Here is a 12991-nt window from a genome sequence, read left to right as displayed (position 1 = left end):
GACGGGTCGGGCAATCAACGCATGAGCAGCCGTTACGGCTGCGTCAGTAACGATCCTTCCACGCGCGCAGCCGGGCGAAGTCATCCACATCGGCGGCGCGGACGAACGGATTGGTGGCCGTTTCGTCGGCGACGCTGGTCGGCAAGGTAATGCGGTCGGCAGCGCGTTCACGTTCGACATGACGGAGCCGCTCGGCAATCGCCTCATTCCCGGGTTCGGCGTCGGCCGCGAAGCGGGCGTTGGACAGGGTATATTCGTGTGCCGGGTAGAGCTTCGTGTCGGGCGGCAGCGCGGCGATCCGCTGCAGCGAGGCGAACATCTGTTCCGGCGTCCCTTCGAAAAGGCGCCCGCAGCCCATCGCGAACATGGTATCGCCGACGAAAGCGATTCGGTCATCGCGAAAAACCAGTGCAACATGGCCGAGCGTGTGGCCCGGCACTTCCCACACTTCCGCGACATGATCGCCGATTTGGACGTGGCCGCCCTCCTTCAAGGGCGTTCGATGTTTGCGATGCGTGCCGCCTCAGCCTCCGGAGCAGAAAGGATCGCGCCGGTGGCATCGACAACCCGCGCGTTGCCGCCGGTGTGATCGGGATGCCAATGCGTGTTCCACACCTGCCCAATGGCCCAGCTGCGCTCGGCGGCCGCTGCCAGCACCACCTCACCATCGCCGGGATCGACGACCGCCGTCTCGCCGCTGGCGTCGTCGTGAACGAGCCATAGGTAATTGTCGGTGAACGCCGGGACCGCGACGACCTCGAGCGCCATTACCAGCTTCCGGTGTTCGGCATCGACGCCCAGGGTTCCGCGGGTTCGAGGTGGCCTCGCTGCAGGATTTCGACCGAGATGCCGTCCGGCGAGCGGACGAAGGCCATATGGCCGTCGCGCGGCGGGCGGTTGATCGTGACGCCGGCATCCATCAGCCGCTGGCAGGTGTCGTAGATATTCTCGACACGGTACGCCAGGTGGCCGAAGTTGCGGCCGCCGGGGTAGGGTTCGGTCTCGTCCCAATTGTGGGTCAGCTCAACCTCGGCCTTCTCGCCCGGAACGCCCATGAAGATGAGCGTGTAGCGCCCGCCCTCATTGTCCATCCGGCGGCGCTCTTCCAGGCCGAGCAGCTTGAAGAAAGCAACCGTGGCTTCGGGATCGCGCACCCGGACCATTGCGTGAAGAAATTCCATTCTGAGCCCACTTTCATCTGCAGGGCATGACGCCTCATCGCCGCCATCGAAAGACGGCGAAGCCCTAGAGTTGTTCCGCGCCTTCCAAACTTCAAGTCGGCAGGGCGGCTAGCGACCGGGGAACGCTACCTGCTGGGCGCGGCCGGGGCGAGCGACACCGCGGGTCCGAGTGCCGTCAGCGCGGCCTTGGCCGAGGCCGCGATCTTGCCATCGGGATCGGCGGCGATGGCGCGCGTCCAGTAATCCCGGGCGCCGACGCTGTCGCCTTCCTCGTTGGCGATGTGTCCGGCTTCGAACAATGCCTCGGGCATGGTCGGCGCGAGGCTGAGGGCTCGCCCGATCGACGTCCTGGCGGTCGCAAGATCGCCCTCGCGGACGGCAAGCGCCGCGCTGAAATACCAGGCGAATGGATCGCGATCGAGGGTCGGGGCCGCCTGGGTGAAGAAGCGCCGCGCTCCCTTGATGTCGTTTTGCGCTTCGGCGGCACGTGCGCGGTCGAGCAAGGCCAAGCCCCGCTGTTCCGCCTGCAGGCCGGTGCCGGTCAGTGCCCGGTCGAGCGCCAGCGCCGCCTTGCCCGGTTGCCCGGCGGCAATCCACATGTTGCCGGCGGCGGCGAGCAGGCGCTGCGTCTGCGGCTCACCGGCCTTGGCCTCGGCGGCGGCCTTGTCGAAGTTGTCGGCGGCCTCGGCGAAGCGCTGGTGATCGGCGGCATCGACCGCCCGGCACAGGTATGCCGCACTCGACGTGTCGGCCGGACAGGCGGGGGCGGCAGCTGCGGGCGATGCCAGCGCGACGGTCGCCAGGAATGCGGCAATCAATCTTTTCAACGGGCAAGCTCCACCAGGGGGCCAAGTTCGTGCAGGATCGCATGGATCTCGTGCGGCTCGCTCAGCCGGTGTCCGCCGGCTTTGACGATCTTCAACTGGACGTCAGATGAACGCAGCTGTTCGACCAGCTTGATCGCCACGCCGATCGGGACGTCGGTGTCGGCGTCGCCGTGGACCAGCCGGACGGGGATGGTAAGGTCGATCGGTGCCCCCAGAAGGCGCAGCGCCTCGCCAGATTGCCAGAAGCCGCGATGGGTCACCTGCGGCTGGTCGCCATAGGGGTTGGCCTGTTCCAGCTTGCCATGCTGGAGCAGCGTCATTTTCTCGTTGGTCGAATAGCCCCAGTCCGTGAAATCGGGCGCGGCTGCGATCCCCAACATGCCTCGCACCCGATCCTTGCGGCGAAGCGCGGCGTGAAGCCCGATCCAGCCGCCCATCGACGATCCGGCGAGGACGAGCGGGCCGTCGGGCACGCCAAGGTCGATGGCGAACAGCACTTCGTCGAGCCACCGCGCCAGCGTCCCGTCGGCGAAGTCACCGGCCGAGCTTCCCGTCCCCGAATAGTCCATGCGCAGGCAGCCAAGCCCGCGCGAGGCGCAATATTGGTCGATCGACCAGGCCTTGGCGCCCTCCATATCCGACGCGTAACCGGGCAGGAACATCACCGTCGGCTGGCCCGTGGCGGGCGGGCGCAGGCGGATGGCGATCTTCCGGCCGTCACCGGGATCGAGAAAGCTGAGGTCGGGCGCGGGTTGCGCCTGGGGTGCGGACTGCGGGCTGTCGGTCATGCGGCGGGGCTCTAGGGCAAACCCCGCCGCTGCGCCAACCGGTCAGGCTTCCGCGTTAAGCGGGATCGCGCTGCCTTGTCCGACACGGGTGCCGAGGAAGCCGACGAGGTCCTCGATCAGCCGTTGCTTGTCGGTCGCGAACACACCGTGGGCGCTGCCGTCATATTCAATCAGCTGCGCCCCTGGCACCTGTGCCGCGACGACGCGGCCGGTGGCATCGATCGGAACCGTCTTGTCGGCGGTGCCATGGATGACCAGCGTCGGCGACTGGAAACTGTCGAGATCCGGGCGGAAATCCGTCGTGGCGAAGGCCTTGGCCGCGTCGAGCATATTCTTCGTGCCCGACAGCATCGTCTGCCGCCAGCTGTTCATCAGCACCTCGTCGCTGACCGGACTGCTCAGGGTGCCGACGCCGTAGAAGTCCTTGAAGAAGCCGGTGAAGAAATGCTCGCGGTCCTTCTTCATGCCTGCGGTCATCTCGTCGAACACCGACTGCGGCACGCCGTTCGGGTTGTCGTCGGTCTGCAACATGTAGGGTACGATCGAGCTGATCAGCACCGCCGCACTGGTCCGGCCGGGGAATCTGGTCTGGAACCGCGCAACCTCACCGCCGCCCATCGAAAAGCCGACCAGGGCCACCGGCTCGTCGACTCCAGCCTCGTCGAGGATCGCCGCGACGTCGTCGGCGTAGGTGTCATAATCATTGCCCGTCCAGGTCTGCTCGGACCGGCCGAAACCGCGACGGTCGGGGACGATGCAACGGAAGCCACGCTCGGCCAGCGCGATGGCGGCGTCGTCGAACGTGTCGCCGGTCAGCGGCCACCCGTGGAGCAGGACGACGGGCGACCCTTCCCCCCAATCCTTGTAGAACAGCTCGGCGCCGTCATTGGCCAGGGCATAGGGCATCGGGAAACCTTTCGCTTGAATGAGTTTGATTAACGCCCTGCCCACGGCTCCGTTCACTCCCTGCTCGCTCCATTCGTCTCATTCGGGCAGCGCCCCGTCCGGTTTACTTTTTGGAAAGCGGGAGCGGCGTACACGCGTTTGGAAATGGCGGCGGGGCGCCCAGTGAAGATTGTCTACGGGATTGCGGGTGCGAGCGCGGCGGTCGGGGGCCTGTACGCCGGCGGCGTCCTCGAAAGCGGTCAGGTCTATCCCAAGCCGTTCGACCAGGCTTACGCCGAACTGTCGTCGATGCCGATCCCGGAGATGGCGCGGCAAGGTGCGGGCAGCAGCGACATTGTCATCCGTCGTTATGCAGACTCGATCGAATGGCATTTCCGGCAGAAGGACGAAGATCTTTACGTCTTCACCGCCAGCCTGTCGCGGGAGGACGACCAGCACACCCGCGTCAAGGTAGACTTCGATGTGGGCGATGCGCTGGATCCGCAATCGAAGAAGCTGCTCGGCTCCGATTACATCCGGAGCATCGCCGGCCTCGCGCTCAATGAACAGCTGTCCTCCGAACTGGAAGACCGCAGCTTCGACCAGCGCCGCTTCGCGACGCAGCTCGCCGTCCGCGCCAAGACTCACCCCAGGGAGCTGGAGGCGTTCGGCGACGGCATCCGCCAGATGATGCTCGACAATGCCGAAATCATCCGCGCGAACAGCGAGGGGTTGCGGGACGATTACCGCCTGCCGCCGCACATCGAGCAGCAATTCGAAACGCGGAAGTCGATGGACGCCGCGACACGACCGATGACCACATTACCGAGAAGCTGAGGAGTGACCGAAGATGCGTAAGTTCGTCCTGATTGCGGCGCTCGCCCTGGGCGTCGCCGCCTGCGGTGGTGAAAAATACCCGTTGCCCGCCGCCGAGGCCTACGCCTCGCTGACCTCGGTTGGCGTACCGCATGGCGCGCGGCCGCTGTCGCCCCTGCACAATGTGTCAATCAACGTCGAACAGATCCCGGCCGACAGTTCCGTCCGCTGGTCGTTCAGCAAGGACGGCGCCGACCTTGGCGCGATCATCGCCAAGGTCGATCCCGACGGCGAATCGGCCAGCGTCATCAGCACCGATTACGTCGACGGAACCGCCTCCGGAGACGATCAGAACCGGATGGAAGTCGGGCTGATCAAGGGCAGCCAGCGCCAGCTGATCGAGGAAGGCATCCGCGCCTATTTCGAGAAGCGCGAATTCAACTCCGATCTGCGCAAATCGCTCGAGATGGCGGCGGTCCATGCCAATATCGGCGGCATGATGCAGGAAGCCAGCGCGAGCATGGACAGGGCGGCGAAGGAATCGAATGAGCGCCGGCGGGAAGCCGAATCCGAAGTTGCCCGCAATCCGTACACGGCGTCGGCCCCGACCACCGACCTGTCCCGCTTCGACGAAACCTCGCGCTGATCAGCGCGAGGGGTCGTCGAGGAAGGCGTCCAGCGCTTCGGCGAAGCGCGCCGGCTGGTCCTGCATGACGAAGTGGTAGCTGCCCTCGATCCGCTTGAGGGTCAGCCGCTTCGTCCCGCGATAGGCGCTGGCGTACAGCGCGTCGGCTTCGGTTCGTGCGATCAGCCGATCGTCCTGCGGGTAGAGCATCGTCACCGGAACGTCGATCGACGCCAGTTTCGGACGGACGTCGGTCAGCATGTCGTCGTACATCGCTTGCGCGACGACGCGCAGGTCCGACGACAGCGCGCCATGCCGCATCAGGCAGGCGCCGACGCCGCTGTTGGTCATGTTGCCCTGCATTGTCACCGGGCCGGAAGGGTTGCCGGGCAGTTCGCCCTGGTCGTGAAATCGGGCGTCATCTTGCCGGCATTGCCAGCCAGCATGGCGCGCATCTGTTCGGCGCGAGGGGTGATCGCCTCGACCGTCTCGGCCCCGAAGACCGGACCGATGAAGGGGAAGGCGTCGACCACCATGATCTTGCCCGCGCTGGCGGGATGGTCGGTCGCCAGCATGAGCGCGGCCAGGCCGCCCATGGAATGGCCGACCACCGCCGGATTCTTCAGACGGCGGTCGCGGATGTAGGCCGCGAGCTCCTCGACGAACGGCCGAAGCACCGGGCCGCTGGCGTTGATGCCCGCGGGCTCGCCGAAGCCGCGCAACTGGACCAGGTGGACACGGTGAGTCGCCTTCAGCCGCTCGGCGGTCGCGGCCCACACGTCGCGGGTGCTCGACAGGCCGGGGATCAGGACGACGTCGGGGCCCTTGCCGACGGTGACGACGCTGAAACGCGCAGGCTCCGCGGCGGCGGCAGGCAAGGGGGCAGCGATCGCGGCGAGCGCCGCGGCAAGAAGCAGCTTGGTCATGGATTTTAGTCCTTCTTGGACGGGGAGGTGAAAATCTGCTCGATCGGAAGCTCGAATAATTCGGCGATGCGAAACGCCAGCGGCAGCGAGGGATCATATTTGCCGGTCTCGATGGCGTTCACGCTCTGCCGGGACACTTCGAGCCGCTCGGCGAGGTCCTGCTGGCTCCAATCACGCATGGCGCGGAGCACCTTGAGGTTGTTCAGCATGCCGGATCCCCTTGGACCAGGCGGCCGATTCCCAGCCCGATCGCCCACAGGGGAAACGCCGCCCACGCATCGACGCGGGGCGCGACATCGAACGTGTTGAGGAAGCCGTAGAGGGTTGCGACCGTCAGCAGGAATCCAGTCGCGACCAGGGACTGAGATACCAGCCGGCTGCGGAGATATTCGTCCTGCTCCTCCTTCAACAGGAGGGCCATGGCACGGATCATGAACATGACCGGAAGCGCTGCGACCATCGCCAGGATCACCCGCAGCGCAAGGCCGGGGTCAGTTGCCCGGGCAATCCACAGGGACGCGAACAGCAGCGCGACATAGGCCAGGCTGGCGACCATGAATCGACGGGAATAGCGTGTCATCGCGGACGAGGTGATGCCCCGAGCCGCCATCGCCCGCTGGTTGGCGCGAACCATGGGGATGATCAGCAGGAACGAGGCGAGAAACAGCACGGTCGACACCGGTCCGGTGAGGATGTCCGCGGCCTTCAGGGCCCCTGTCCCAAACGTGCCGATCAGGAACGCGGCGACCCACCACCCACTGGATTTCGAACTGGCAACGTCTGTCATTTCAAGCGTCCTTTGCAATCAGTAAAGTGACCTTTACAATAGAGTTGGTAGCTTGTCAAGCATACTTTCCATATTGTCGATGTCCCTTGATTTTGCTTTCGCTTGAAGGCGTTGCTGCGCTGCACTAGGTGCATCTCCATGTCCGAGATGTTCAAGATTTCGCTTCCCGACGGTTCCGTTCGCGAAGTGCCGGAGGGCTCAACGCCTGCCGATGTCGCCGCGGCGATCGGGCCAGGGCTGGCCAAGGCCGCGCTGGCGGCGCGCGTCGATGGCGAATTGCGCGACCTCAACCGTCCGTTCGAAGGCGATAGCCAACTCGCGCTGGTCACCAGCCGCGATGAGAAGGACGCGCTGGAGCTCGTCCGCCACGACTTCGCGCACGTGTTGGCGGAGGCGGTGCAGAAGCTGTTCCCGGGAACACAGATCACCTTCGGCCCGGCCACGGACGACGGCTTCTACTATGATTTCGCCCCCGCCCCGGCCGCGGCATGTTCACCGACGAGGACCTGCCGGCGATCGAGGAGGAGATGCGCCGAATCATCGCCGCCGATGAACCGCTCATCCGCGAGGAGTGGAGCCGCGCCGACGTCCGCGATTTCTTCGAGCGGACGGGCGAAAGCTTCAAGGCCGAGTGGGTGATGGAACTCCCCGAGGGCGAGGCGATCACCATGTACCGCTCGGGGAACGCCGAGCACAGCTGGATGGACCTGTGCCGCGGGCCGCATCTCGCCTCGACCGGCAAGCTCGACCCGCAGGCGTTCAAGCTGACGCGCGTGTCGGGCGCCTATTGGCGCGGCGACCAGAACAACCCGATGCTGTCGCGCATCTACGGCACGGCGTGGCTCAACAAGAAGCAGCTCGCCGAACACCTCGTTCGCCTCGAGGAAGCGGCCAAGCGCGATCATCGCAAGATTGGTCAGGAGATGGACCTGTTCCACCTTCAGGCCGAGGCGCATGGCAGCGTGTTCTGGCACCCCAAGGGCTTCATCCTGTGGCGCTGCCTGGAAGCATATATGCGCCGACGTCTCGACGCCGCCGGCTATGCCGAAGTGAAGACGCCGCAGTTGATGGACGCGAAGCAGTGGGAAAAGAGCGGCCACTGGGGCAAGTATCGCGAGAATATGTTCGTCGTTCCCGACGAAATCCCGTCGGGCGAGGACGATGGTCCGGTGCTGTCGGGCGATGCCGACCTCATGGCCCTGAAGCCGATGAACTGCCCGGCGCACGTCCTGATCTTCAAGCAGGGCATCACCAGCTACCGCGACCTGCCGATCCGCATGGCCGAATTCGGCTGCTGCCACCGCAACGAGCCGCACGGCGCTCTTCACGGCATCATGCGGGTGCGCCAGTTTACGCAGGATGACGCCCACATCTTCGTCCGTGAAGACCAGCTGGTCGAGGAAGTGAAGGCGTTCTGCGACCTGCTCGACAGCGTCTACAAGGACCTTGGTTTCGACCGTTACGCGATCAAGCTGGCGCTTCGGCCGGACAAGCGCTTCGGCGACGACGCGCTTTGGGACAAGTCCGAGGAGGAGCTGCGCCAGGCGGTCAAGGCGTCCGGCCGCGCCACCGAAGAATTCGGCTGGGAAGAATTGCCGGGTGAGGGCGCCTTCTATGCGCCCAAGCTGGAATTCCACCTGACCGACGCCATCGGCCGGACGTGGCAGGTCGGCACGATCCAGTCGGACCGCGTGCTGCCCGACCGGCTCGACGCCAGCTACATCGGCGAGGACGGCGAGAAGCACCGCCCCGTGATGCTCCATCGCGCCATCTTGGGCACGTTCGAACGGTTCATCGGCATCCTGATCGAACATCACGCTGGCCGCTTCCCGCTGTGGCTGTCGCCGGTGCAGGCGGTGGTCGCGACGATCGTCAGCGACGCCGACGGCTATGCCGCCGAAGTGACCCAAAAGCTCCAGGCCGCCGGCATCCGCGCCGAGGCCGACACGCGGAACGAAAAGATCAACTACAAGGTGCGTGAACATTCGCTGGCGAAGGTCCCGCTGTTGCTGGTGGTCGGCAAGCGCGAGGCCGAAGAAGGCACCGTCGCCATTCGCCGCCTCGGCAGCGACGAGCATCAAAAGGTGTTGAGCCTTGACGACGCAATCGCGATGATCCGTTCGGAAGCGGTCCCCCCCGACCTCCGCGACTGACGCCACGCCGCCACATGTGGCGCCGAAAATGGCATGTCGCACTGTCGTCCTCTTCACTTTGGGCGCGTGACGTCTTACCTCGCACTCACCAAATCTGATTCCAAAGGAGACTGCGCTATACCCCCGCCCAATCGTCGCTCGATGACGCCTCCGGCGTTCACCGGCCCTCGCTACAACGAATTCATCCAGTCCCAGAAGGTCCGGGTGATCGATGAAAATGGCGAAAATCTGGGCGTGATGTTTACGCGCGAAGCCTTTGAACAGGCGCAGGAAGTGGGCCTCGACCTGGTCGAGATCAGCCCAGGCGCCGATCCGCCCGTCGCCAAGTTCCTCGACATCGGCCGCTTCAAATATGAGGCGCAGAAAAAGGCCAACGAGCAGCGCAAGCGCCAGAAGACGCAGGAGATCAAGGAGATCAAGATGCGTCCGAATATCGACGACCACGACTATCAGACGAAGATGAAAAAGGTCTTCGAGTTTCTGGAGGAAGGCGACAAGGTCAAGATGACCCTGCGCTTCCGTGGCCGTGAAATGGCGCACAACCAGCTCGGCATGGCCGTGCTCCAGCGGGTGGCGCAGGACACGGCGGAAGTGGCCAAGATCGAGGCGCACCCGCGCCTCGAAGGGCGGCAGATGCTGATGGTCATCGCTCCCAAGTAATCTCTGAACCGATCTGGTTCATGGCGGGCGGCACTTCCCTTACGGAAAGCGCCGCCCGTTTCTGTTGCGGCGCACCATGTTGCAAAACTGCCGCATCCGGCGCGATTCGCCTTGGGACACGGCGTCGTCCGCTTCCCCGTCCCCTGCGCTTCGATTAGCTTTTCCTCAAAGATAATAGGTTTTCAGGGGAGAAATCATCATGCGCAAATCCGTGTGGCTCGTTTCCGCCGGGCTGTTCGCCCTTTCGGCGCCCGCATACGCCCAGCAGACGGATACCGACGCAGCGGCGGCACAGCCGACCGATGGCGCGACCGCCGAGGCTGCCGCGGTTTCGCAGGATGCGACCCAGGTGACGACCGAGGAAGACACGAGCGAAATCGTCGTCACCGCGACCCGTCGTAACGAAGCATTGTCCGACGTACCGCTCGCCGTGTCGGCCGTTACCGCGGAGACCCTCAAGAATTCGGGCGCGACCGACATTCGCGCGCTGACCCAGGTCAGCCCCTCGCTGCTGGTGTCGTCGACCACATCGGAAGGCGGCGCCGCCACCGCGCGTATCCGCGGCATCGGCACCGTCGGCGACAACCCCGGCCTCGAAAGCTCGGTGGGGACGTTCATCGACGGCGTTTACCGGTCGCGTACCGGCACCGGCCTCACGGAGCTTGGCGCGATCGACCGGATCGAAGTGCTGCGCGGCCCGCAGGGCACGCTGTTCGGCCGCAACACCTCGGCCGGTCTCATCTCGGTCATCACCGCCAAGCCGAAGTTCGAGAACGAAGTCAGCGGCGCATTGACCATCGGCAACTACAACCTTCGCCGCGGTGAAGTCAGCTTGACCGGCCCGCTCAGCGACACGCTCGCGGCACGGTTCGACGGCGTTTACGTCAAGCGCGACGGCTTCCTCGAAGACCAGGTCAGCGGCCGCGACCTCAACGACCGCGACCGTTACCTCCTGCGCGGCCAGTTCCTCTACAAGCCGAGTTCGAACCTGTCGGTCCGCCTGATCGCCGACTATGCGAAGCGCGACGAAGAATGCTGCGGCGCGACCTTCCTGCCTGCGCGGGACTCGGTTGGCGACGGCAGCGGCGGCTACACCGAGCAGCCTTCGACCATCAAGCCGATCATCGAGGGTCTTGGCGGCATCGTCCCCGACGATACCTACGCACGCGACGCGGCGATCACGCCGGGTCGCAGCTATCGCTCCGACGTCAAGGACTACGGCCTGTCGGGCGAAGTGGTCTACGACCTTGGCGGGGCGGAACTGACGTCGATCACCGCCTATCGCTACAATAAATACACTCGCGGGATGGATGCGGACTTCAACAGCCTCGACATCCTCTATCGCGACGATGACGGCGGCTCGTACAACCGCTTCAAGACCTTCAGCCAGGAACTGCGCCTGCAGGGTTCGGCATTCGACGATCGTCTCGACTGGCTGGTCGGCGGCTACTTCGCGAAGGAAAAGCTCCAGGTCCGCGACAATCTGTCGTACGGCAACGATTATTCGGAATATGCCAACTGCCTGATCGCGCTGAACTTCCAGCAGAGCTTCGGTGCGGCACTTCCGGCGCCGCTGGTCGACACGACCAACCCGACCTGCTTCTCGACCCCGCTGGCGACGGGCGCACGGAACTCGCTGATTACCGCCTATGGCGCCGCGGCGGGCAGTCCGGCGACGCAGGCCGCACTTCAACAGCAGATCTTCGCACTGAGCGCATTCGCCCGCCTTCCGACTACGCCGCTGTCGCCGGTCAACTTCAATCTGCCGCCGTTCAACAACAGCGGTTTCTCGAACGTGGCACTGGCACTCGGCGGACAGTCGGTCGGGCTCGATGGCGCGGGTCTGGACGACCTCTACAACCAGACCAGCACCAACCTGTCGCTGTTCACCCACAACATCTTCTCGATCACCGACCAGCTGAAGTTCACTTTCGGGCTTCGCTACACGCGTGAGAAGAAGACGCTGGACGCGATCCTCAGCGACAACAACACGACCTGCACGGTTATCGCCGCGGTGGCGTCGGGCCTCCAGAACCTGGCCTGTGTCATCCCAAGCGTCCCGGGCGGGTATTACGAAGGCAGCTCCAGCCGGACGGAAAAGAAGCTGTCGGGCACCGCGGTGCTCAGCTACAAGCCGACCGACCAGCTGCTGACCTACCTCAGCTATTCGCGTGGTTATAAGGCGGGCGGTTTCAACCTGGACCGCTCCGCCCTGCCGCGCACCGTGGTGCCGTCGTCGACCGGTCCGGCGCCGGGTCCGGTCATCGGCGGATCGTCGTTCGACACGCTGCAGTTCAAGCCGGAGATCAACAACGCGTTCGAATTGGGCGCCAAGTACAACGGTCGCGGCTTCGACGTGAACGTCGCGCTGTTCCGGCAGCTGTTCAAGGACTTCCAGCTGAATACCTTCAATGGCATCCAGTTCATCGTCGAGAACATCAACAGCTGCAAGAACGACCTTGGCGGCACCGACACCGACAACGATCCCTACACGCTGACCGGCGCTTGCGACGGCAAGACCAAGTCGGGCGTGAAGAGCCGCGGCGTCGAGTTCGAACTGTTCACCCGTCCGATGACGGATGTCAGCTTCAACTTCGGCGCGACCTATGCCGACACCCGTTATCGCAAGGATTTGGTCGGCTCGGACGGCCGGGCGCTTCCGTTCGCCCTGTTCCAGCTTCCCGGTCGTCGGATTTCGAACAGCTCGTCGCTGGTCCTGACCAGCTCGCTGTCCTGGTCGCCGGCGGTTGGCAGCTCCGGGATGCGGGCGCTGTTCTACATCGACGGCCGCCACACCTCGCAGTACAACACCGGTTCGGACCTCGACATCGAAAAGCTGCAGAAGGGCTACACGGTCTTCAATGCCCGTGTCGGCCTGCGCGGACCCGATGACATGTGGGGTATCGAGCTTTGGGCGCAGAACCTGTTCGACAAGGACTATAGCCAGGTATCCTTCGACGCCTTCGCGCAAGGGTCGTGCACGGCGCGGGGTGCGGCCGCTGGCTACTGCCTGCCGTCGTCGACGCTTAACCCGAACAACAAGTATCGCGCGACCCAGCTATACGGATCGTTCCTTGCCGAACCGCGCACGTTCGGCCTGACCATCCGTGGCAAGTGGGCTGGCGGCCGGGCTGCTCCGCCGGTGTATGTCGCTCCGCCGGCGCCGCCGCCGGCCGCGCCTCCGCCCGCCGCCCAGACCTGCGCGGATGGCAGCGTGATCCTGGCGACCGAGGTCTGCCCGGCTCCGCCGCCCCGCCGCCGGCACCTGCGGGCGAACGCGGACTGTAAGGTTTACGAATAACAGGAGGGGAGGGCCCCGCCGTTCGCGGCGGGGCCTTTTCTT

The 12991-nt window shown here is 64.9% G+C and carries 12 protein-coding genes and 2 pseudogenes; 5 read left to right on the top strand and 9 right to left on the bottom strand.

Features of this window, described 5'->3' with window-relative positions; genetic code table 11:
* Window positions 1–43: 43 nt before the first annotated feature.
* From gloB to H9L12_RS10925, 5 genes and pseudogenes are all read right to left on the bottom strand, one after another.
* Window positions 44–768: pseudogene (gloB, locus tag H9L12_RS13975) on the bottom strand (hydroxyacylglutathione hydrolase).
* Window positions 768–1181: a VOC family protein gene (locus H9L12_RS10940; RefSeq protein WP_187541760.1), complete on the bottom strand. Its 414-nt coding sequence runs from the start codon at window positions 1179–1181 to the stop codon at window positions 768–770. The pseudogene gloB and the gene H9L12_RS10940 overlap by 1 nt, the downstream one beginning before the upstream one ends.
* Before the next feature lie 125 nt (window positions 1182–1306).
* Window positions 1307–2008, bottom strand: coding sequence for a tetratricopeptide repeat protein (locus H9L12_RS10935; RefSeq protein ID WP_187541759.1), 702 nt, complete (start codon window positions 2006–2008; stop codon window positions 1307–1309).
* On the bottom strand, window positions 2005–2796 hold the full coding sequence (locus H9L12_RS10930; protein ID WP_187541758.1) for an alpha/beta hydrolase family protein: 792 nt from the start codon (window positions 2794–2796) through the stop codon (window positions 2005–2007). The genes H9L12_RS10935 and H9L12_RS10930 overlap by 4 nt, the downstream gene beginning before the upstream one ends.
* A gap of 42 nt (window positions 2797–2838) precedes the next feature.
* Window positions 2839–3702, bottom strand: a complete 864-nt coding sequence (locus tag H9L12_RS10925) for an alpha/beta fold hydrolase (RefSeq protein WP_187541757.1) — start codon at window positions 3700–3702, stop codon at window positions 2839–2841.
* 162 nt (window positions 3703–3864) lie between these two features.
* Here H9L12_RS10925 and H9L12_RS10920 point away from each other — a divergent pair, with 162 nt between their 5' ends.
* Together H9L12_RS10920 and H9L12_RS10915 are read left to right on the top strand one after the other, a co-directional pair.
* Entirely contained in the window at window positions 3865–4518 is a 654-nt protein-coding gene (locus H9L12_RS10920) for a hypothetical protein (protein WP_187541756.1), read from the top strand.
* A 13-nt stretch (window positions 4519–4531) separates the two neighbouring features.
* Window positions 4532–5143, top strand: a complete 612-nt coding sequence (locus H9L12_RS10915) for a hypothetical protein (RefSeq protein ID WP_187541755.1) — start codon at window positions 4532–4534, stop codon at window positions 5141–5143.
* Here H9L12_RS10915 and H9L12_RS10910 read toward each other — a convergent pair whose 3' ends face one another.
* The 4 genes from H9L12_RS10910 to H9L12_RS10895 are packed head-to-tail and all read right to left on the bottom strand — an operon-like array spanning window position 5144 to window position 6835.
* Window positions 5144–5473: an alpha/beta fold hydrolase gene (locus tag H9L12_RS10910; RefSeq protein ID WP_187541754.1), complete on the bottom strand. Its 330-nt coding sequence runs from the start codon at window positions 5471–5473 to the stop codon at window positions 5144–5146.
* Between the two features lie 14 nt (window positions 5474–5487).
* Window positions 5488–6048 (bottom strand): alpha/beta fold hydrolase, encoded by a 561-nt coding sequence (locus H9L12_RS10905; RefSeq protein ID WP_187541753.1) that lies wholly within the window; start codon window positions 6046–6048, stop codon window positions 5488–5490.
* Between the two features lie 5 nt (window positions 6049–6053).
* Window positions 6054–6257, bottom strand: coding sequence for a helix-turn-helix transcriptional regulator (locus H9L12_RS10900; RefSeq protein ID WP_187541752.1), 204 nt, complete (start codon window positions 6255–6257; stop codon window positions 6054–6056).
* Window positions 6251–6835, bottom strand: coding sequence for a hypothetical protein (locus tag H9L12_RS10895; protein ID WP_187541751.1), 585 nt, complete (start codon window positions 6833–6835; stop codon window positions 6251–6253). Before H9L12_RS10895 ends, H9L12_RS10900 begins: the two co-directional genes overlap by 7 nt.
* 138 nt (window positions 6836–6973) lie before the next feature.
* On the opposite strand from H9L12_RS10895, the pseudogene thrS reads away from it, so the two are divergent.
* The 3 genes and pseudogenes from thrS (at window position 6974) to H9L12_RS10880 (ending at window position 12949) form a co-directional block, all read left to right on the top strand.
* Window positions 6974–8988, top strand: a pseudogene (gene thrS, locus H9L12_RS10890) (threonine--tRNA ligase).
* Window positions 8989–9129: 141 nt separating this feature from the next.
* Window positions 9130–9648, top strand: a complete 519-nt coding sequence (gene infC / locus H9L12_RS10885) for a translation initiation factor IF-3 (protein WP_187541750.1) — start codon at window positions 9130–9132, stop codon at window positions 9646–9648.
* Window positions 9649–9847: 199 nt separating this feature from the next.
* Window positions 9848–12949 carry a TonB-dependent receptor gene (locus tag H9L12_RS10880; RefSeq protein WP_187541749.1) on the top strand — a complete coding sequence of 1034 codons (3102 nt, stop codon included), beginning with the start codon at window positions 9848–9850 and terminating at the stop codon, window positions 12947–12949.
* Window positions 12950–12991 lie beyond the last annotated feature (42 nt).

The sequence above is a fragment of the Sphingomonas rhizophila genome (assembly GCF_014396585.1).
Taxonomy (GTDB): Bacteria; Pseudomonadota; Alphaproteobacteria; order Sphingomonadales; family Sphingomonadaceae; genus Sphingomicrobium; species Sphingomicrobium rhizophilum.
The sequence above is the reverse complement of the archived record's forward strand: the minus strand, read 5'-3'. Positions and strand labels throughout refer to the sequence as shown.